General features: G+C 71.3%; 19 protein-coding genes and 1 tRNA gene. 11 read left to right on the top strand and 9 right to left on the bottom strand.

Annotated elements, in window-relative coordinates:
- Positions 1-55: 55 nt before the first annotated feature.
- Entirely contained in the window at positions 56-634 is a 579-nt protein-coding gene (locus ACFE76_RS16515) for an SDR family oxidoreductase (protein ID WP_375432869.1), read from the bottom strand.
- A gap of 134 nt (positions 635-768) precedes the next feature.
- On the opposite strand from ACFE76_RS16515, the gene ACFE76_RS16510 reads away from it, so the two are divergent.
- A tRNA-Lys gene (locus ACFE76_RS16510) sits at positions 769-841 on the top strand.
- A 9-nt stretch (positions 842-850) separates the two neighbouring features.
- Here ACFE76_RS16510 and ACFE76_RS16505 read toward each other — a convergent pair.
- From ACFE76_RS16505 to ACFE76_RS16490, 4 genes are all read right to left on the bottom strand, one after another.
- Positions 851-1,357, bottom strand: a complete 507-nt coding sequence (locus ACFE76_RS16505; RefSeq protein WP_375432868.1) for a hypothetical protein — start codon at positions 1,355-1,357, stop codon at positions 851-853.
- A gap of 81 nt (positions 1,358-1,438) precedes the next feature.
- Positions 1,439-3,211, bottom strand: coding sequence for a GAF domain-containing sensor histidine kinase (locus tag ACFE76_RS16500; RefSeq protein WP_375432867.1), 1,773 nt, complete (start codon positions 3,209-3,211; stop codon positions 1,439-1,441).
- A gap of 63 nt (positions 3,212-3,274) precedes the next feature.
- Complete coding sequence (locus ACFE76_RS16495; RefSeq protein ID WP_375432866.1) at positions 3,275-3,757, bottom strand: GAF and ANTAR domain-containing protein; 483 nt, start codon at positions 3,755-3,757, stop codon at positions 3,275-3,277.
- Entirely contained in the window at positions 3,703-4,011 is a 309-nt protein-coding gene (locus tag ACFE76_RS16490; RefSeq protein WP_375432865.1) for a hypothetical protein, read from the bottom strand. The genes ACFE76_RS16495 and ACFE76_RS16490 overlap by 55 nt, the downstream gene beginning before the upstream one ends.
- A gap of 440 nt (positions 4,012-4,451) precedes the next feature.
- On the opposite strand from ACFE76_RS16490, the gene ACFE76_RS16485 reads away from it, so the two are divergent.
- Complete coding sequence (locus ACFE76_RS16485) at positions 4,452-6,425, top strand: hypothetical protein (RefSeq protein ID WP_375432864.1); 1,974 nt, start codon at positions 4,452-4,454, stop codon at positions 6,423-6,425.
- A 295-nt stretch (positions 6,426-6,720) separates the two neighbouring features.
- Here ACFE76_RS16485 and ACFE76_RS16480 read toward each other — a convergent pair whose 3' ends face one another.
- A complete protein-coding gene (locus tag ACFE76_RS16480; RefSeq protein ID WP_375432863.1) occupies positions 6,721-7,725 on the bottom strand; it encodes a DUF2891 domain-containing protein in 1,005 nt (334 codons plus the stop codon).
- Between the two features lie 105 nt (positions 7,726-7,830).
- Between ACFE76_RS16480 and ACFE76_RS16475 the strand changes: the two genes are divergently transcribed.
- On the top strand, positions 7,831-9,141 hold the full coding sequence (locus ACFE76_RS16475; RefSeq protein WP_375432862.1) for an amidohydrolase family protein: 1,311 nt from the start codon (positions 7,831-7,833) through the stop codon (positions 9,139-9,141).
- A 20-nt stretch (positions 9,142-9,161) separates the two neighbouring features.
- Here ACFE76_RS16475 and ACFE76_RS16470 read toward each other — a convergent pair whose 3' ends face one another.
- Both ACFE76_RS16470 and ACFE76_RS16465 read right to left on the bottom strand, forming a co-directional pair.
- Complete coding sequence (locus ACFE76_RS16470) at positions 9,162-10,133, bottom strand: PDR/VanB family oxidoreductase (protein ID WP_375432861.1); 972 nt, start codon at positions 10,131-10,133, stop codon at positions 9,162-9,164.
- Positions 10,134-10,138: 5 nt separating this feature from the next.
- Entirely contained in the window at positions 10,139-10,816 is a 678-nt protein-coding gene (locus ACFE76_RS16465; protein WP_375432860.1) for a helix-turn-helix domain-containing protein, read from the bottom strand.
- A 146-nt stretch (positions 10,817-10,962) separates the two neighbouring features.
- On the opposite strand from ACFE76_RS16465, the gene ACFE76_RS16460 reads away from it, so the two are divergent.
- The 8 genes from ACFE76_RS16460 (at position 10,963) to ACFE76_RS16425 (ending at position 18,684) form a co-directional block, all read left to right on the top strand.
- Positions 10,963-12,213, top strand: a complete 1,251-nt coding sequence (locus ACFE76_RS16460) for an amidohydrolase family protein (protein ID WP_375432859.1) — start codon at positions 10,963-10,965, stop codon at positions 12,211-12,213.
- Positions 12,214-12,218: 5 nt separating this feature from the next.
- A complete protein-coding gene (locus tag ACFE76_RS16455) occupies positions 12,219-13,007 on the top strand; it encodes an ABC transporter ATP-binding protein (protein WP_375432858.1) in 789 nt (262 codons plus the stop codon).
- Between the two features lie 148 nt (positions 13,008-13,155).
- Positions 13,156-14,025: an ABC transporter permease gene (locus ACFE76_RS16450; RefSeq protein WP_375432857.1), complete on the top strand. Its 870-nt coding sequence runs from the start codon at positions 13,156-13,158 to the stop codon at positions 14,023-14,025.
- Positions 14,026-14,075: 50 nt separating this feature from the next.
- Positions 14,076-15,239, top strand: coding sequence for an ABC transporter substrate-binding protein (locus ACFE76_RS16445; RefSeq protein ID WP_375432856.1), 1,164 nt, complete (start codon positions 14,076-14,078; stop codon positions 15,237-15,239).
- Positions 15,236-16,579: an FAD-binding oxidoreductase gene (locus ACFE76_RS16440; protein WP_375432855.1), complete on the top strand. Its 1,344-nt coding sequence runs from the start codon at positions 15,236-15,238 to the stop codon at positions 16,577-16,579. Before ACFE76_RS16445 ends, ACFE76_RS16440 begins: the two co-directional genes overlap by 4 nt.
- The gene (locus ACFE76_RS16435) at positions 16,579-17,361 is read left to right on the top strand and encodes a creatininase family protein (protein ID WP_375432854.1); all 783 of its coding nucleotides are present in this window, start codon (positions 16,579-16,581) and stop codon (positions 17,359-17,361) included. The genes ACFE76_RS16440 and ACFE76_RS16435 overlap by 1 nt, the downstream gene beginning before the upstream one ends.
- Positions 17,358-17,921 carry a pyridoxamine 5'-phosphate oxidase family protein gene (locus ACFE76_RS16430; protein ID WP_375432853.1) on the top strand — a complete coding sequence of 188 codons (564 nt, stop codon included), beginning with the start codon at positions 17,358-17,360 and terminating at the stop codon, positions 17,919-17,921. The genes ACFE76_RS16435 and ACFE76_RS16430 overlap by 4 nt, the downstream gene beginning before the upstream one ends.
- A gap of 22 nt (positions 17,922-17,943) precedes the next feature.
- The gene (locus ACFE76_RS16425; protein WP_375432852.1) at positions 17,944-18,684 is read left to right on the top strand and encodes a class I SAM-dependent DNA methyltransferase; all 741 of its coding nucleotides are present in this window, start codon (positions 17,944-17,946) and stop codon (positions 18,682-18,684) included.
- On the opposite strand, the gene ACFE76_RS16420 is transcribed toward ACFE76_RS16425, so the two are convergent.
- Positions 18,681-19,070 carry a hypothetical protein gene (locus ACFE76_RS16420; RefSeq protein WP_375432851.1) on the bottom strand — a complete coding sequence of 130 codons (390 nt, stop codon included), beginning with the start codon at positions 19,068-19,070 and terminating at the stop codon, positions 18,681-18,683. The genes ACFE76_RS16425 and ACFE76_RS16420 overlap by 4 nt on opposite strands.
- Positions 19,071-19,136: the final 66 nt, after the last annotated feature.

The following is a 19,136-nucleotide window of genomic DNA, read 5'->3' as shown; positions in this document are numbered from 1 at the left end:
GTCTAGCGGTCGCTTCGGCCGGCCCGCAAGGGACCCCCTGCCCCCGGTCGGCCGGCTACCAGGGAACGGTGCGGTCCTGGTAGTCGAGGTAGTGCAAGCCGCCCTCGTGCTGGTGGGCGGTGATCGTGTCCACAACGCCCGTCACGCTCTCGTCGACACCCATCGGCGCACCCTCCCCACCCAGCTCCGTCTGGACCCAGCCCGGATCCATCAAGAGCAGCGTGCGGGTGTCGTCGGCGTGCCGGGCTGCGTAGCTCCGCATCAGCTGGTTGAGCGCAGACTTGCTCGCTCGGTAGACCTCGTGCCCGCCGTTGGTGTTGCGGGAGATGCTGCCCTGAGTGGACGACATGACGCCGAGGGTTCCGTCCGGGGGCACGAGACTCTGAAGCGCTTCGAGGACACGCATCGGTGACAGTGCGTTGGTCACCATCACCTCGACGAAGGTGGCCGTCGTGACCTGGTCGAGGACATCGGGGTCGTTGGCGATGGCTCCGTTGACAAAGACCAGGTCCAGCTGGCGGTCCGCGGACGGTGCCGATGACCTGCCACCCGCGAGCGACGAGCTCGCGGCACAGCCCGAGCCCATGGTTCGCGAGGCCCCGACGACGAGTGCGGTCTTCCGTGCGTCGTCCACGCCACTCCTTCTCCCACGATGTGGGGCCAACGGCAGTCGTCCTCGGACGCCGCGCTCAACGCTAAGCATCTGCGATGATGCTCCTTGGGTCAGAGCGGGTCAGGCTGGGTTGTCCAGGTTGGTCCTCGATGCCCGGGCCTCTAGCTCAATTGGCAGAGCAGCGGACTTTTAATCCGCGGGTTGTGGGTTCGAGTCCCACGGGGCCCACGGCGCGGGCTACTCGTTGGCGAGAGTCAGCCAGGCGCTCTCGCCCGCGTCCGCCGAAGCCTCGGTGTCGGTTACCCCGAGGATGGCCACATCTCGGAACGCGCCGACCGTCGCCGAGTGGATCTGGTTCGTCCCGTCGCAGACGAACTCGCCCTGGTCGAGGATCCTCACCTCCGCCGCGCTGTCCACGTCACCGGTGTTGTCGAACACCTTCCAGACCAAGCGGCCCGTGTGACTCCGGCAGGCGCCGCGCACCACCAGCTCGTCACCGGCAACGGCATCGGGGCCGACAGACACCTTGTTGTCTCCGGGTCGGGTGAACCAGAAGCGGGCGACCTCTCCCGCCTCAGGCGAGCTAGGTGGAGCTACGGCGGGTCCCAGACCGCTGACAGAGGCGGACGGGGCAGGGTCCGCCGGGCTGCCGTCGGCCCCACCGCAGCCGCCCAGCACCACCGAGACCACTGCCACCGAGGCAAGTACGGCCGCCCAGCCGACCTGAGGAGACCCTTCGCGCACCGAGGCACGGTAACAATCTCCAGAGGGGTCAAGAACTTCTAGGCTGACGGTTCGAAGGGGCCTTGGCAGGACGCCGCGAGGTCAGAGGTGCGCGGTCCAGGTGAGCCGGGTGCCGCCCTCGGCGGGGGCGGTGATGGTCAGGGTGCCGCGGTGCCGCTCGGCTCGACGGCGCATGTGGCTCAGCCCGCTGGACCTCACCGTGGGGCCGATCCCTATGCCGTTGTCGGCGATGGTCAGGGTCAGCACCCCCTCCCGGTTGGTCAGCCTGACCGTGACGGAGGTGGCGTGCGCGTGCCGGGCGCAGTTGGACAACCCTTCACCGGTGACGGCGAGGATGTCGTCGGCGACGTCGTCCTCGACTGCCGCGTCGATCGGGCCGGCGAAGTGCAGCTGGGGCGGATAGCCCAGGTGCTCGGTCTGGGAAGCGGCGAGCTCGAGCATCCGCGTCTGCAGGCCGCGCGCGTCGTGACGGCTCGGCTGCAGCTGGAAGATCCGGGTCCGCAGGGTGCTGATCGTGTTGTTGAGCGCGTCGACGTAGCGTCCCACCCGGGCCGTTCGTTCGGCCACGTCGGCGACCGTGGACAGGCCCTCGAGACCCATCCCCACCGCAAAGAGCTCCTGGATCACGTGGTCGTGCAGGTCCATGGCGATCCGGTCGCGGTCCTCCAGCCTCGCCAGCTGCAGCTCGGACTGCCGGGCCGCGTTGAAGGCCAGCGCCACCGCGGCCTGGGTGGCGAAGGCCGACGTCATCGCCAGGTCAGCCTCGCTGAACTCCGTGCTGCCGGCCACGCGGCCCAGCGTCATGGCACCCTCGGCGTGGTCGCCCGCCACCAGCGGCACCACCATCACCGACCCGACCCGGACGTCGCCCACGGACGAGGCGCGGTCGTCGCCGTAGTTGTTCAGCAGCATCGGCCGGCCGGAGCGCAGCGTCAGCTGGGCGTCGCGCCGCAGCTCAGCGAGGTGCGACAGCGTCTCGTCGGCCAACAGGCTGCTCTCCGAGGCCACGCCGGCCGCGTAGGTCTCGTCCGGCAGGGTCACGGTGACGAAGTCGGCCCGGGCGGCCCGCAACGCGGACTGACACACCAGCTCCAGCGGGTGGGTGCTCTGGTTGGACAGCAACGTGTTCGCCAGCCCGCTCGCTGCGATGAGCCACCGGTGACGCTGCTCCGACTCCTCGAACAGGCTGGCGTTGGCCAGCGCCACGCCGGCGGTGGCGGCCAGGGCGGTGACGATCTGCTCGTCCTCGTCGGTGAAGACCGCCGGCGCCTGCTTGCGCAGGTAGAGCCGCCCGTACACCTTGGCGCCCATCCGGACCGGCAGCTCGAGGAAGCCGGTCGCGGTCGACTCCTCCGCCGTTGCGTCCCCGTAGTCGGGGGTCTCTGGTGCCTCCTCGCCGTCGATCGTGTCCGGCGCGAGGAGTTCGGACACCTCGTGCCAGGCCGGGTGGCCCTGCACCTTGCTCAGCAGCGAAGCCGGCATGCCGACCTGGACGATGGCGTCCATCCGGTCGTTCGCGCCCATCACCACGATCGCGGCGTACCGCGCCTGGAGCAGGGTGCGGGCCTCCTCGACCAGGGTCTCCAGCAGTGACGACAGGCTGAGGTCGGAGGCCAGCACGGCGTTCGCCCGCAGCAGGCCGCGGAGTCGCCCCTGGGTGGTCAACACGTCGTCCGCGCGGAAGCGCAGCTGCTCGAGCAGCTGGTCGAGGGCTACCCGCGGCATCTCGAGCGCTCCGGCGACGGCGCCAGCGCGAGGGCTGCGGCCAGCGGCGTCAACGCCGGGGGAGTCGCCGGTCTCCACCGATGGATCGCCCGTCGCGATGGAGGTGGGGGTCATTTCCTGTGCGCTCACCAGAGAAGCCTTCGATGTGCTCGATAGCCCCCGAACGCGACGCTCGCGCTTGAGCCCGGAATGCTACCGCCCCACAGCGACATGGGTGATCCGCTGCTGAGGGGTCTGGACGATGTACTGCAGGTGAGCCTCGGTCAGTGCCTCGTCGACGATCATCTGCGCGACCTCGGCCAGCGGCCGGTCGGTCGCGCTGCTGATCCGCTGCAGCCTGGCCAGTGCCTGCCCCTCGTCGCAGTTCCGGCTGATCAAGATCCCGACCGCCTGGTGGACGATGCGGGCGTAGCCGGACTGCTGCAGGATCCACTGGGCGCACCACCACAGCCGGTCGCGGGCGATGATGTCGGCCATCGCGTAGGCGAGGGTCATCAGCACGCGGACGTCACGCGGGTCGAACGCGTCCTCGGCGCGTGAGTAGACCGCGAGTGCCCCGCCGGGGAACGCGGGACCGAGCATGAGCGGCACCGCGACGGCGCTCGCCGTGTCGTCGGACGTCAGTGCCCGGCCGAGCCGGGGCCACCGGCGGTCGGCGGCGAGCCGTCCGGACACCGCGGCCTGCCCCGAGTCATCGAGGTCCGGACCGGACCCTCCTGCAGCAGCCACTCCGTCCTGAGGACGGCGTGTGCGGTCGGCGGGGTGGCGACGATGCCGGCGTGCGTCGCGGCTTTCGATGACGGCTCGGGCTCACGAGGCCACGGACCGGAGTCGGCGATCGCGACGCCCGCGCCGGACGCGGACGGGACGGCGTTGATCACGTTGACGCAGAGATCGTCCAGCTTGCGTCGCAAGGAACGGTCGATCACCTCGTCGAGGACCCGACCAGCGGTGGGGACCGAGCGCCTACGTGGTGGCGCGTCCCTGCAGCGACTCGGCGTGGGTGGTGTGGCCGCCGAAGACGAAGGGGGAGCTGTTGGGAGCGGGGTCGACGGACACGACTGGTCCTCACGCGCGGTGCCCCACGCCACGCCGCGAAGGCGATCGGGAGAGCGGAAAACAAGTGACGCGGGCGACGGAGGAGTTACCCCCACGAGCGTGCGGCGGATGTGATCGGCACGCTCGGACCAGGTCGGCTAATGGGTGTCAGCATCCACATCATCGCTCTTCGGCACCCACTGCTGTCAAGAGCCCGAGCGCCGTTCGTGTCAGCCTCGAAGGGCGGACGTATCAGCAGGAGTGCTCGCGCACTCTGACGTCGTAACCGTGGCAGGACTGCCCGTTGCCCTGTCCGCTGAGAGGAACGCCCATGGCCGAGGCAGCCAACCACCCCGCACCCGACCCCTTTGCCGAGGCGTCGTTCCTGCACCCCACGCTCGACTGCGACATCGTGATGAAGGGCGGCATCACCAGCGGGGTGATCTATCCGCTGGCGGTCTGCGAGCTCGCCCAGACCTACCGGCTGCACTCCGTCGGCGGCGCGTCCGCCGGAGCGATCGCTGCCGCGGCGGCCGCGGCGGCCGAGGTGGGCCGCCAGTCCAAGACGGCGACGGTGCCGAACCCGGTCCAGACGAGCCCCGCCGCCCTGAGCTCCGCCGCCACGGGCGGCACGTCGCCGCTGCCGCCAGGCTTCCTCGGGCTGTCTAGGTTCCCCACGCTGCTCTCCGGAGCCCAGTCGGACGGCCGTTCGCTGCTGTTCCACCTGTTCCGGCCGCAGCACGGGGCGCGGCGGCTCTTCGCACTGCTCACCGCGGGGCTGGACGAGGTGTCCCGGCTGCCGAGCCCGGCTCCGGCCGGGTCGATGCTGAAGGTCGCCGGCCGGGTCCTCCGCGGCCTGGTGATCCGGGCCAAGCGCCGCGTGCTCGTGGGCGTGTTGCCCGGTCTGGTGCTGGCCGCGGTCGGCGTCGTCGGCCTCAGCGGTGCCCTGAACGCCGCCGGCGTCGGGAGCTCGCTGCTGCTGACCCTGGTGGGTCTGGGGCTCGCGTTGGTCGGGGTGCTCGTCGCGGCGCTCACCGCCGTCGTCGCGGACCTGAGGCAGCTGCCGGCCCAAGGCTTCGGCATCTCCTCCGGACGCGGCGAGACCGACGCCGACCTGGCCCTGACACCCTGGCTGTACGCGCGGCTGCAGGAGCTCGCCGGCCGCCCGATGGCCGAACCGCTGACCTTCGGCGACCTGGAGAAGCACGACGTCGTGCTCAAGGTGATGACCACGAACCTCAGCCGGGCGCAGCCGATGGCGATGCCGTGGGACGACGGCACCTACTTCTTCGACCCCGCCGAGTTCGAGGCGCTCTTTGGTCCCACGGTCGCCCAGGCGATGGTGGACAGTCCGCCGCCACTGCCGACCGAGGCTGCGGAACGTGGCGACCGCGAGCGGCTGCTGCAGGCGGTGCTGCCGAAGCGGCCCTTCCCGCCGGCCGACAAGCTGCCGATCATCGTGGCCGCCCGGATGAGCCTCAGCTTTCCGCTGCTGATCGCGGCCGTTCCGCTCTACACCATCGACCGCGCGGACGCCTCGTCCCCGGTCCCGCTGGTCAACTGGTTCTCCGACGGCGGGCTGACGGCGAACCTGCCGGTGCATTTCTTCGACTCCCCGCTGCCCACCCGACCCACCTTCGCGATCGACCTCGCCGATTTCTCCGCTGACCGGCCGCGGGTCGCCGACGAGCGACAGAACAGCTATCTGCCGAAGGTCACCGAGGGTGCGCTGCCGCGGCGGACCGCCTCGTGGACGGCCAAGAGCCCGCTGGCTCAGCTGCTCGCGTTCGGCATGTCGTTGGTGCAGACGGCCCGCGGCTGGGTCGACGAGGCGGCCCTGGTGATGCCGGGCTACCGCGACCGCGTGGTGACGGTCTTCCAGGACCCCGACGCCGGCGAGGGTGGGCTCAACCTCGCCATGCCCGAGCTGACCGTCAGCCGGCTCAGCACCCGGGGCCGCTTCGCCGCCGCGAAGCTCGTCGAGCAGTTCGGACCGACCGGTCACGGCTGGGACAACCACCGCTGGATCCGGTTCCGGACGGCCACCGCCGGGCTGAGCGACTGGTTCGGCCGTTTCGAGCACGGCTACGCAGCGACCCAGTCGGCGTTCTACGACGACGTCCTCACCGGGGTGACGAAGGAACCGTCCTACCCGATGACGGCCGGCCGGCTCAACGCCGCCCAGAAGCGGATCGAGGGGCTGCGGACGGAGATCGCGACCTGGGCGGAGGAGCCAACGGACACCTTCACCGAGGACCGGCCACTACCGCCAGCGGTGCTCCGGCTCGTACCGCCGGCGGGATGAGGAGCTGGGCTCGACTCGGAGATGCGCACGAAACAGAGGTGAGCGAGAGGCGAGAGAATGCTCGGGGGTTCATTCCCTCGCCCCTCAGTCATGGACGCTACTACTGTCGTGCAACCCGCGGTGTCGAAATGTCCTGTCCAGTTATGGACATGTCCACTTGAGGACAACTGGGTCGTTGCGTCTAGTTCGACAGATCATGAGGTTGTAACGTCAAGTACGGGAGTTGAGACGATCGGGGGATCGGGCTCCGCAAACAAGAAGCAGAGCCGGCTGGCTGCGGCCCGCTGGCTCTGCTTCACCTCACCGTCGTGGCCAGCAGGGCGAATGAGACCAGCCAGTGCGTCGACATGAAGTCACCGGCCACGATCTCCTGACTCACCACCGCGATCTGGGTCGCCGAAGCCGCGGCCACCCGCTGCCGTGACTGGACCGGCAGGCTCGAGCTGAGCAGTCGCAGCTGCCAGGCGCGTGAGAGGCCCAGCCCGAAGAGGTGGACCAGCTGGCCGTCCGTCCGGTCGAGCACCTTGGGTACGCGCAGCAGCGGGTCGTCCTCGGTGCCCAGCGTCGGCAGGAACCTGGCCAGCCAGTCGGTGAACTCGGCCGGGGACAGCACCCGCCGCATCAGGTCGGCCTCACACAGGGCCGGGGAGAGGAAGTCGTTGCCGCTCGGCTCCCACGACGCTGGATAGTCCCGGTCACTCCCGAACCAGCGTCGGGCGTGCCGTCCGACCGCCTCGACGACGTCGGCTCGGCCGAGGGCACCGTACGCCTCGAGCGCCAGGCTGGCCGCGAACGCGGTGTTGCCGTGCACGCCGTGCCGGACCGGGTACGCCAACCGGGGCAGCCAGGCCAGCAACAGGTCGGCAACGGTGTCGGCCACCGGAGCGAGCGCGGCGGCCCAGCCGCGCGCTTCCGGCCGGGGGCAGTCCGCGACCGCGGCCGCCAGCATCCCCGCCCAGGCCCAACCGTACGGGCGCTCGTAGGAGGGCCGCTCCTGCAGGTAGGCGGCCTCGACCCGACCGTGCTCGAGGGTCAGTCGCTGGTCGAGGAGCGCGGTCAGCCGCGCCACCCGTTCGGCCCCGAGCGCCTCGGGCGCCAGGGTGAGCAACCGGACCGCCGACCACTGCATGTGCGCCGAGGAGTGCCAGTCGAAGCTGCCGTGAAAGGCCGGGTGCAGCCGGACGGGGTCGGCGTCCACGTCGTCTGGGCCGGTCGTGACGTGCGCGGCGCCGTACGGGTAGGTCGTGCCCAGCACCTGGAGGACGGTGTCGGCCCAGCCGGCCGCGTGCTCGTCGCGCATGGCGCTCACCATCGCAGGCCGCCGGTGGCGCTCGGCGTGACCCCCCCGCCCGTTACGCGGCCGTCGCGCCGGCTTCTCACGTGGCCCGCGCCTACACTCCCGAACGTGGCCGACGAACGGACGGATCCCCTCTCGCTGGTGGGCGCGGTCGCGGTGGTCGTCGACGAGACGACCGAGCGCGAGGGCCCGGTGCACCTGGCGGGCGGTGTCGTGGCGGACCAGCCCGGGGCGGGGGCGGTCGAGCTGGACGTGAGCGGCTGCCTGGTGACGCCGGGGCTGGTCAACGCCCACCACCACCTGCTGCAGACGGCGTTCCGGACGCTGCCCGGCACCCGTGGCGTGCCGATGGCGGCCTGGCTGCCGACCATGGCTGCGGCGTACGCGTCGGTCGGCGTGGACGCCGAGCTCTGCCTGCTCGCGGCGCGGGCCGGGCTGGCCGAGAGCCTGCTCAGCGGGGTGACCACCGTCGCCGACCACCACCTGACCTGGCCGGCGGAGGCCGACCCGGTCGCGATGGCGCGGGGGACCGCCGAGGCGGCGCGTGGGCTCGGTGCGCGGCTGGTCTTCGTCCGCGGTACGGCCCGCGACGACCCGCAGGTCGCGGCGACCTCGGCGGCCGAACTCGCCGCGGCCCTGGTGCCCGGCGGCGTGGGCGGGGTCAGCGCGGACGGGATGCTGCAGCTGGCCGTCGGCCCGGCCGGCGTGCACAGCGACAGCGAGGAGACCTACCGGCTGCTCGGCGAGGTGGCCGCCCGGTTCGGGCTGCGGCGGCGGACGCAGAGCAACGAGCAGGTCGACGTGGCCGTCGCGGCCGAACGCTACGGCCGGCGCCCCCTGGACCTGCTCGAGGACTGGGGCTGGCTGGCGCCCGACGTCACGCTCGCCCACCTTTGCGACGTCACCGCCGACGAGATCGTCCGGATCGCCGCGAACGGGGTGAGCGCCACCCACGCACCGGGCTGCGACCTGCCGATGGGCTGGGGGGTGGCGCCGGTCGCCGCGCTGCGGGCCGCCGGGGTTCCGGTGGGGCTCGGCACCAGCGGCGGCGGCAGCAACGACGCCGGTCACCTGCTGGCCGACGCTCGGCTGGCGATGCAGGTCGCCCCGCTCGCCGGCAGCCGGTTGAGCGCCCGGGAGGTGCTGTCCATGGCCACGGCCGGCTCGGCGACCGGACTCGGCCGGCCCGAGCTCGGCCGGCTGCGGGTCGGGGCGGCCGCCGACCTAGCCGTCTGGGACGTCAGCGGGGTCGCCGACGCCGGGGTCGCCGACCCGGTGGCCGGGCTGCTCTGGGCCGCTCCCGGCCGCCGCCCTCGGCACGTCGTGGTGGCCGGTCGGTTGGTGGTCCGCGACGGCGAGCTGGTCAACGCCGACGAGCCTCAGGTCGTCGCCGACCTGCACGCCCGCGTCGGCCGCTAGAGCTCACCAGCGCAACCTGGTCAGAGGTCGAGGACCAGCAGGGGGCCGGCGGCACGGGAGACGCAGATCATCATGGTGTCGGCCGCGTCCTTCTCGTCGGGGGCGAGGACGGAGTCGCGGTGCTCGATGGCGCCCTCCAGCACGGGCGTCTCGCAGGTGCCGCAGGTGCCCTTGCGGCAGGAGGACACCACCAGCACCCCCTGCTCCTCGACGACGTCGAGCACGGACCGGTCCAACGGCACCTCGACGGTCACCCCGGTCAGGGCCAGCTCGACCTCGAAGATGTCCTGCCACACCGGCGGCCCGAACTCCAGCGGTTCGAAGTGCTCCACGTGCAGCTGCCCGGCCGGCCGGTCGCCCCACGCGGCCTCCACCGCCCCGATCAGACCGGTCGGGCCGCAGGCGTAGACGTGCGTCTCCGGCGGCAGCTCGGCCAGGGTGACCGCGACGTCCAGCCGGGTGTGTTCCTCGCTGACGTGGGTGTGGACCCGGTCGCCGTACGCCTGGGTCAGCGCGTCGGCGAAGGCCATCCGGCGCCGAGCTCGGCCGGCGTAGACGAGCGTGAAGTCGGTGCCGGCCGCGGCTGCGGCGCGCGCCATGGACAGGAACGGCGTGATGCCGATCCCGCCGGCCACGAACACCACCGGCACCCCAGGAGGTGGCTCGTAGATGAAGTGGTTGCGTGGCCCGCGGATCCGGACGGCCGACCCCACGCTGAGGTCGGTGTGCACGGCGGCCGAGCCGCCGCGGCCGTTGGGCTCCATCAGCACCGCGACGGTGTAGCGGGACCGGTCGGCCGGGTCGCCGCAGAGCGAGTACTGCCGCTCGATGGGTCCATCCGGAGCACCGGCCAACAGCAGGTCGATGTGCGACCCGGGCTCCCAGGGCGGCAGGTCGCGGCCGTTCTGGGGGACGAGCTCGAGCCGGACGACACCCTCGGCCACCTGGGTGTGCTCGGTGACCACGCAGTCGCGTTCGACGTCGCTGAACATCCCGCTCACGGTGTCGCCCCGATCAGGTCGGTGACCAGCTGAGGCGCGGCCGTGCGCGCGGCCGTGCTGAGCAGCACGTGCTGCTTGACCACGAACAGCCGGTACCGGGCGCCGTCGCGTGAGTACCACCGGTGGGGCGTCCCGCCGGCGTAGTAGAGCGAGTCGCCGACGCCGAGCTCGTAGTGCTCACCTTCTGGGCTCCCACTGGGGTCGACCCTGCCCAGGTCGACCCTGCCCAGGTCGACACTGCAGCTACCCTCCAGCACGTGCAGGAACTCGCCCTCGGGGTGCCGGTGGAAGTCACCGCGCTCAGTGTTGTCCGCGACGAACGTCATCGGGTAGAACGGCCGGTCGCCCGCCACCAGCAGCCGGGCCTCGCCGAGGCCGTAGCGGCCGTGGCTGCCTTCCTCAGCCCGGACCAGGGTGGGCGCCGGTCCCGGCGCCGGACCGTCCAGCTCGACCGCAGCGGCGATGATCTCGAGCTGGCTGCTGCCCAGGGCGTACGCGATCCGCGACAGCGAGGCCATGCTGGGGCGGGCCAGACCGCGTTCCAGCTGGGACAGGAACGGCTGTGACAGCTCGGCGAGAGCGGCCAGCTGGGTCAACGTCAGCCCGCGGGCACGCCTCAGCTGCCGCACGTAGCGGCCGATCCGCTCGTCGTCGTTCGCGCCCCAGCTCGCCATCAGGATCCTGACTCTAGTGTCGTGGTGCTGCTCGTAACGACGCAGGAATGCGATAGCAACCCGACCGGAACACCGAGTCCCTACGGTCACGATATTGGCCTGATCAATACCGCACGTAGCGGTCTGGAGGCTGGACAGGGGGAGCCGTGCTCACTGCGTCGCCCCTCGCCCTGCTGCGGAACGCGACCCTGGCCGACGGCTCGCAGGTCGATGTCGTGCTAGCGGACGGCCTCGTCACCGCCGTCGTCCCCACCGGTCAGGCCGCTCCGAGCGACGCGCAGCTGGACCTCACCGGCTACCTGCTGCTGCCCGCCGTCGCCGACCCGCACGCCCACCTGGACAAGGCTCGCTCGTGGACCGCGATCCAGCCGCCGATGGGCGACCTGATCAGCGCGATCGGCGCCTGGCGGTCCTACTCCGACGTCATGACCGAGGACGACGTGGCCGCCCGGGCCCGGGCCCAGGCGCTGGCCATGCTCGCGCTCGGGACCACCGCCGTCCGCACCCACGTCGACATCCGGCTCGGCGACGACCCGACGCTGAACGTCCGGGCGCTGGTCCGGGTGCGCGAGGAGCTCGGCTCGCTGATGGACCTCGAGCTGGTCGCGCTCGCCGGCCCGGACACGACTGACCGGGCGGTCGACATGGCTCTCGACCTGGGCGTGGACCTGGTGGGCGGCGCTCCGCACCTCGCGCTCGACCCCCTCGCCGACATGACGCGGCTGCTGTCCATCGCCGAACGGCGGGGGGTCGGGGTCGACCTGCACGTCGATGAGTCCCTGGACGGGCCCGTCACCCTGGACGCGTACGCGCGGGCGGTCCGCGGCTGGAGCCAGAACGTCTCCGCCGGGCACTGCTGCCGGCTGGGGACGCTCGAGACCGCCGAACGGGTGAGGATCATCGCCGAGGTGGTCGCCAGCGACGTCGGGATCATCGCCAACCCGATCACCAACCTGTACCTGCAGGGCTGGCAGCACGACACGTCGACGCCGCGCGGCCTGGTGCCGGCCCGCGAGCTGCTGGACGCCGGCGCCCGCTTCGCCGCCGGAGCGGACAACGTCCGCGACCCGTTCAACCCCCTGGGCCGCAGCGACGGGCTGGAGACGGCGATGCTGCTCGTGGTCGCCGGCCACCTGACCACGGCCGAGGCGTACGCCGCAGTCAGCACCGGCGCCCGTGACGTCATGCGGCTGCCCGCGGCCGGACCTGTCGTCGGCGCCCGAGCCGACCTGCTGGCCGTCCGCGGAGTCGACCTCGCCGAGGTGGTCGCCTGTGCCCCCGCCGACCGGATGGTGCTCCGGGCCGGCCGGCTGGTCGCCCGGACGACCACGCAGCTCGAGCTCGCCGCGCCCGTACCCACATCCCAGACTTCGTCCGCGACCCTGCAGGAGGCCTGATCCCGGTGACCGCACCAGCAACCCCGGCACACCTGACGGCCGAGCCACCACCCGCGCCCGCGGACTCCCTGGTCGACTTCGCGGGCATCGCCATGCAGTTCCCCAACGGCACGGTGGCGCTCGCCGGAGTCGACCTGACCGTGCGACGCGGAGACTTCGTGACGGTGGTCGGACCCAGCGGCTGCGGCAAGAGCACCCTGCTGCGGATCGCGTCCGGGCTCGAGACCGCCAGCGAGGGCTCGGTGAGCCTGGGCACGAAACGGACCGGCTACGTGTTCCAGGACGCGACCCTGCTGCCGTGGCGGACGGTCCAGGCCAACGTCGAGCTGCTGGCCGAGCTGGCCAAGGAGCCGCGCCGCGTCCGCGCCGAGAAGGCCAAGGCGGCGATCGACCTGGTCGGGCTGACCGGCTTTGAGCGCGACCTGCCCAAGCAGCTGTCCGGTGGCATGAAGATGCGCACCTCGCTGGCCCGCTCCCTCACCCTCGACCCCGAGCTGTTCCTCTTCGACGAGCCGTTCGGGGCGCTGGACGAGATCACCCGCGAACGGCTGGGCGATGAGCTGCTGCGGATCTTCGGCGAGCGTCAGTTCGCCGGTCTGTTCATCACCCACTCGGTGGCCGAGGCGGTCTACCTCTCCACCCGGGTCGTGGTGATGAGCGGCCGACCGGGGAGGATCGTCGACTCCTTCGAGGTCGACCAGCCCTACCCGCGGGATCCCGACTTTCGCTTCACCCCCGAGTTCGCGGCCCTCAGCGGCCAGGTGTCGCACGCGCTGCGCGGAGCCCACTCGTGACCGCGCTCGGTGGTCGCGCTCCGCGCTCCGGGGTCCTGGGCTTCGCCGCATCTCAGTCGTTCGTCGCGATTCCGGACGACGGGGTTCGACGTCGTGCCAGATCCGCGCGTCGTCCGGGATCCCTCCTCACTCCCGAGAGGCTTCGCCCATGACCGCCACCGCCGTCAAGCAGGCCGCCGAGGACAGCCAGCCAAAGGTGGTGGCGCGGCCGCCGGCCAAGCGCGGCGACCGGCTCAAGGTGTACGGCCCACCGCTGATCGCGTTCGGGGTGATCCTCGTTCTCTGGTACGCGATCGCCGGCTACCTCACCGCCCAGGGCCGGACCACGATCCTGCCCAACCCGACCCGCATCATCGTCGAGTCGTTCGCCCCGAGCGACCCGCGCGACAAGCCGATCACCCCCGACCTGCTGGCCAGCCTGGGCCTGTCGACCGCGGTGGCGCTGACCGGTCTGGCGATCTCCATCGTGATCGGGGTCGTCTGGGCGGTGCTGATGTCGCAGGCCCGGTGGGTGGAGCGTTCGCTCTTCCCGTACGCGGTGATGCTGCAGTGCATCCCGATCCTGGCCCTGGTGCCGCTGATCGGCTCGAGCCTGGGCTACAGCCTCGAGTCGCGGGTGCTGGTCTGCGTCCTGATCTCGCTGTTCCCGATAGTCTCGAACACGCTGTTCGGACTGCAGGCCGCGGACAAGAGCCAGCGCGAGCTGTTCCAGCTGCAGGGCGCGAGCCGTTGGACCGTGCTGATGAAGCTGCAGTTCCCCGGCGCCATGCCGGCGATCTTCGCCGGGATGCGCATTTCCGCCGGGCTCGCCGTCATCGGGGCGATCGTCGGCGACTTCTTCTTCCGTCGCGGCCAAGCGGGCCTCGGGGTCTTGATCAACAACTACGCGTCCCGGCTGCAGACCCCCGAGCTGTGGGCGGCCGTGCTCACCGCCTCGCTGCTGGGCGTGGTGATCTTCCTGGTCTTCGGCTGGATCGGCAAGCTCGCCGTCGGCCGCTGGTACGAACCTTCTGCCTGACCCGCTCGACCCCGTCTGCTCCCACTCGTTGACGCCTGACCAGGAGACCCATGATCACCCTGCCCCGTGCCTTCGCCGGCGCGTCCGCCCTCGTCCTCGTCGCCGGACTGGCCGCCTGCGGGTCGTCCGACACACCCGCAGCCAGCCCCGCCCCCAGCGCGGCGGCGGGTGCGGTCGACCTGTCGGCCGACTGTCCCGCCACGGTCGTCATCCAGACCGACTGGAACCCGGAGTCCGAGCACGGCGCCCAGTACGCACTGCTCGGCAGCGAGTACAAGGTCAACACCAAGCTCAAGAGCGTGTCGGGTCCGTTGATGTCCTCAGGCAAGCCGACCGGGGTGAACGTGGAGATCCGGGCGGGCGGGCCGGCGATCGGCTTCGAGTCCGTCGCCACCCAGATGTACAAGGACGACAAGATCACCCTCGGCTACGCCAGCACGGACGGCCAGATCCAGACCTCCAAGGAGCTGCCGGTCAAGGCGGTGATGGCTCCGCTCGACATCAACCCGCAGATGATCATGTGGGACCCGGCGACCTATCCCGACGTGAAGACGATCAAGGACCTGGGTGCGACCGGGGCCGTGGTGCGGGTCTTCGGCGGCGCTTCGTACATGGAGTACCTGGTCGACAGCGGCCAGATCGACCGCAAGAACGTGGACGAGGGTTACGACGGCACGCCGGCCAACTTCGTTGCTGCACAGGGAAAAGACGCGCAGCAGGGCTTCGCCAGCGCCGAGCCGTACATCTATGAGAACGAGGTCACGGACTGGGCCAAGCCGGTCGCCTTCCAGCTGATCCACGACGCGGGCTGGCAGGTCTACGCGGGCACCATGTCGGTCAAGAGCGCCGACTTCGAGAAGCTGTCTCCGTGTCTGAAGAAGCTGGTGCCCGTGATGCAGCAGGCCGAAGTCGACTTCTACAGCGACCCGGTGGCGACGAACACGTTGATCTTGGACCTGGTCGAACAGTACGACACCGGCTGGGTCTACTCCCAGGGCGTCGCCGACTTCTCTGTCCAGCAACAGAAAGCCCTCAAGCTGGTCAGCAACGGGACGAACGATGAGGTCGGGGACTTCGACATGGACCGGGTGCAGAAGATCTTGGACGTGATGGGTCCGATCGCCGACAAGCTGGGGACGCCGCCGGCCGCCGGGCTCACGGTGGACGACCTGGTCACGAACGAGTTCCTCGACCCGAAGATCGGGCTCAAGTGACCGCGGTCGACGACCTCTACGCCGAGCTGGTCGAGCTGTTGGGCTCGCGCGGGGTGTCGATGGACCGTCGGATCCGTGAGAAGGCGTCGGTCGACGGCGCGAAGATGTCGCCGATCATCGTCGAGCAGCTGCCGCTGGGCATGGCCGACGTGGTGGCCTTTCCGACCAGCGCCGAGCAGATCGCGTCGGTGGTCGGGGCGGCGGTGCGGTACGGGGTCGCCGTCACCCCGCGCGGCAAGGGCACCGGCAACTACGGCCAGGCGATCCCGATGCCGGGCGGGCTGGTGCTCGACATGTCCCGGGCCCGCGCGGTCGTCGAGGTCGGGGACGGGGTGATCACCGCCGAGGCCGGCGCGCCGATGGTGACGCTGGAGCAGGCCGCCCGGGAGACCGGCCAGGAGCTGTGGATGTACCCCTCGACCGCGCAGTCGAGCATCGGCGGCTTCCTCGCTGGCGGGTCCGGCGGCACCGGGTCGCTGCAGCACGGCAGCAACAGCATGGGCTTCGTGGCCGCGCTCGACGTGGTGCACGCCGTCCCGGACGCCGCGCTCGTGCACGTCGAGGGCGACGAGGCCCAGCCGTACCTGCACAACTACGGGGTGGCCGGGATCATCGCCCGGGCGACCGTCCGGCTCGACCCGGTGAGGGACTGGCACGGCTTCTACGCCAGCTTTGACACCTTCGACGACCTGCTCACGGTGCTGCGTCCGATCGGGGGCCTGACGCCGACGCCGCGGCTGGTCTCCGGTGACCTGCCGATGTTGGCCGACGCGCTGCCGGCGGACCCGGCGATCCCGGCCGGCCGGGCCAGCCTGCGAGCGATCCTCGACGTGGCCACGCTGGACGCCGCCACCGCGCTGGTGGAGTCGGTCGGCGGGCGGGTCGAGGACGTCCGGCCCGGTCCGCAGCCGTGCGTCAAGATCAGCACGCTGTCCTACAACCACCCCATCGAGTGGCTGCAGAAGACCTCGCCCGGCCGCTACTTCCACCTCGAGGTCGGCGGGCACGCGCTGGTCGACCGGATCGAGGAGGTGCACGCGGTGTTCGAGGGCGGGATGCTGCACATCGAGGCCCAGTACGACGGCTCGCCGATCGGGATGCTGGCGGGGGTGTACGAGAGCCCCGAACAGGTCTACGCCGGGATCGACGCGTTGCGGGAGCTCGGCGTCGGGGTGCACAGCCCGCACCAGTGGCACGTCGACTTCGAGGTCGAACGCACCCGGGCGCTGGCCGCCCGGACCGACCCGCACGGTCTGCTCAACCCCGGCAAGCTGGTCGCCGAGCTGGCGCCGGGAGCCGGCAAGACCATGGGCGGTCAGACCACGGTCGGCGCGTCCTGATGGCGGGGCGCAAGCTGGCCGAGCTGGCGGGCTCCGCGGTGGCGTCAACGCTGACCGCGGACTCGGTGATCATCCTCCCGACGGGAGCGATCGAGCACCACGGGCCGCACCTGCCGCTGGTCACCGACGCGCTGCTGGCCGAGGCGATGGCGACGGCGGCCGTCGAGCAGGGGGTGGCCGAAGGCCTTGACCTCTGGCTGCTGCCGACGCTGACGTACACGAAGTCCGACGAGCACCACTGGGCGCCGGGGACGATGTGGCTCAACTACGACACGCTGATGTCGACCCTGGTCGACCTCGGCCGGTCGGTCGCGGCGACGCCGGCGAAGAAGCTCGTCTTCATGAACGGGCACGGGGGCAACTCAGCGCTGCTGCAGGTGGCCAACCGCGAGCTGCGGCGCCGGTTCGGGCTGGTCACCTTCGCGATGCCGGCCGGGCTCCAGACCGCCGGGACCGGCGGGACGGACGGCGCCGACGAGCTCGGTCAGGGGATCCACGCCGGGCACGGGGAGACGTCGCTGGTGCTGCACGTCCGGCCCGACCTGGTCGACATGAGCCTGGCCGAGCGGCACGTGCCGGAGCACCTGGCCCAGCTCGAGTACATCGGCATCAACCGCAAGCCGGTGTCCTTCGGCTGGCTCAGCAACGACTTCGGTCCCACCGGGGTGGTCGGCGACCCGACCCAGGCCTCGGCCGAGGCCGGGCGCGCAATCTTCGAAGCCTCGGTGGCCGGTTCGGTGGCCGCCCTGCACGAGATCGCGGCGTTCCGGCACCTGCCGTGACCCCGCACGAGCTGGCTCGGTGCTGGCTGCCGGCGAACGACGACGAGGCGCGACCGCTGCTGACGCTGGCCACGGTGGACGCTGACGGCGCGCCGGTCGCCCGGACCCTGCTGCTGTCAGAGGTCACCGGGACCGGGTTCGCCTTCCACACCGATGCTCGGTCGGCGAAGGCAGCCGAGCTCGAGACCGACCCGCGGGTGTGCCTGGTCCTGCTGCTGCCCGAGCAGGCTCGCCAGCTGGTCGTGCAGGGACGGGCCGAACGGCAGTCGGCGGAGCGCAGCACCGCCGCGTACGGGCGACGGTCGGCCTACCTGCGGCACCTCGCCTGGCTGAACGACGCCGAGCTGGCCGGACTGGACGACGACGAGCGCCGGGCCCGCTGGGCCGCGGCCGTCGCCGAGCTGCCGGAGGGGCGGCCGGAGCCGCCGGGGACCTGGGTGGGCTATGACGTCACGCCCTCGCGGTACGTCTTCTGGGAGGGCGGACCCGAGCTGGCCAGCCGGCGCACCGAGTACCGGCTGGTCGACGGCGGCTGGGTGGTCCGCCACCTGCCGGGCTGAGCTCAGTCCCTAGGATGCCGAGGTGGAACCCTCAGACTCGCGGCTGGTGGCGCTCTACGACCGGGACAACCCGGACGGCCCGGACCACGACTACTACCGGGCTCTCGCCAACGAGGTTCAGGCCCGCACCATCGTGGACCTGGGCTGCGGCACGGGCCTGTTGACGGTCTCCCTCGCCACAGGGTCGCGTCGCGTGATCGGCGTCGACCCTGATCCGGAGATGCTCAACGTCGCCCGCGGTCGACCGGGAGGCGACAGCGTCGCATGGGTCCTCGGGGACTCGCGCTCGATCAGCGCGGTGGACGCCGATCTGGTGGTGATGAGCGGAAACGTTGCGCAGGCCATTCTCGGGGAGGAGTGGACGACAACCCTGAGCGACGTCTTCGCGGCCTTGCGGGACGGCGGTGTGCTTGCGTTCGAGAGCCGCAACCCGGCGGTCCAGGCATGGATGCACTGGAACCGAGCCGGGACCTACGGAACGCGTGACACCCCCAGCGGTCGGCTCACCGAATGGCTGGACGTCACCGAGGTGGCCGCGGACGGCAACGTGACCTTCGAGGCGCACAACGTCTTCGGCGCGACCGGTGAGCACCTCATCGTCACCAGCACGCTGGCTTTCCGTGACTGCGACCAGCTGATGGCTGACCTTCAGGCTGCGGGTTTCCTCGTGTCCGGTCTCAGAGGGGGCTGGCAGGGGGAGGAGCTCGGCGAAGCCTCTGGGCTGATCGTGGTGGAGGCGCAGCGGCGCCCCGTCAGCGCCTAGGCGGTGCTGACGTCTGCGGGCGCGGCGGCGCGCCGGACCTGGTCGGCGAACTGGTGGCGTCCAAGGGGCGGGGTGCCCTGGTTGGTGAGCAGGTAGGTGAAGCCGGTCGGGGACCGGAACAGGTACCGGCCGGGTTCGGGTTGTCGGCGGCGCCAGCCGCCGTGGGTGACCGCACGGTGGCTGGACCGGCTGAGCGGACCCCGGTTGGCGAGGCCGGTTTGGCCCGGCGGCCCACCAGAAGCCATCAGGATGTACGGAACGGTGTGGTCCAGGTCGAGATGGGCGGTCGTCCCGACCCCGTAGGGGAACACTTCCGCGGGATGTCGGATCCGCATGAAGTCCCGGATCCTTGTCGGGGTCTCGTAGGCGTCGACCGCGGGCTTCATGGGCCGGATCTACCACTGGTCGGATGGTGAGGTGGCATTGGTGGGCGGTCAACCAGGCCAGGAACT

The sequence above is a fragment of the uncultured Friedmanniella sp. genome (assembly GCF_964244005.1).
Classification (GTDB): domain Bacteria; phylum Actinomycetota; class Actinomycetes; order Propionibacteriales; family Propionibacteriaceae; genus Microlunatus.
This window is presented reverse-complemented; position numbering and strand designations above follow the sequence as displayed.

What these genes read in the sequence shown, in the direction of transcription:
- ACFE76_RS16480 (WP_375432863.1), bottom strand. Translation starts at nt 7,725, where the DNA reads ATGCGCGACGAGCACGCGGCCGGCTGGGCCGACACCGTCCTCCAGGTG.
- ACFE76_RS16435 (WP_375432854.1), top strand. Translation starts at nt 16,579, where the DNA reads ATGGCGGGGCGCAAGCTGGCCGAGCTGGCGGGCTCCGCGGTGGCGTCA.
- ACFE76_RS16465 (WP_375432860.1), bottom strand. Translation starts at nt 10,816, where the DNA reads ATGGCGAGCTGGGGCGCGAACGACGACGAGCGGATCGGCCGCTACGTG.
- ACFE76_RS16420 (WP_375432851.1), bottom strand. Translation starts at nt 19,070, where the DNA reads ATGAAGCCCGCGGTCGACGCCTACGAGACCCCGACAAGGATCCGGGAC.
- ACFE76_RS16445 (WP_375432856.1), top strand. Translation starts at nt 14,076, where the DNA reads ATGATCACCCTGCCCCGTGCCTTCGCCGGCGCGTCCGCCCTCGTCCTC.
- ACFE76_RS16485 (WP_375432864.1), top strand. Translation starts at nt 4,452, where the DNA reads ATGGCCGAGGCAGCCAACCACCCCGCACCCGACCCCTTTGCCGAGGCG.
- ACFE76_RS16470 (WP_375432861.1), bottom strand. Translation starts at nt 10,133, where the DNA reads ATGTTCAGCGACGTCGAACGCGACTGCGTGGTCACCGAGCACACCCAG.
- ACFE76_RS16450 (WP_375432857.1), top strand. Translation starts at nt 13,156, where the DNA reads ATGACCGCCACCGCCGTCAAGCAGGCCGCCGAGGACAGCCAGCCAAAG.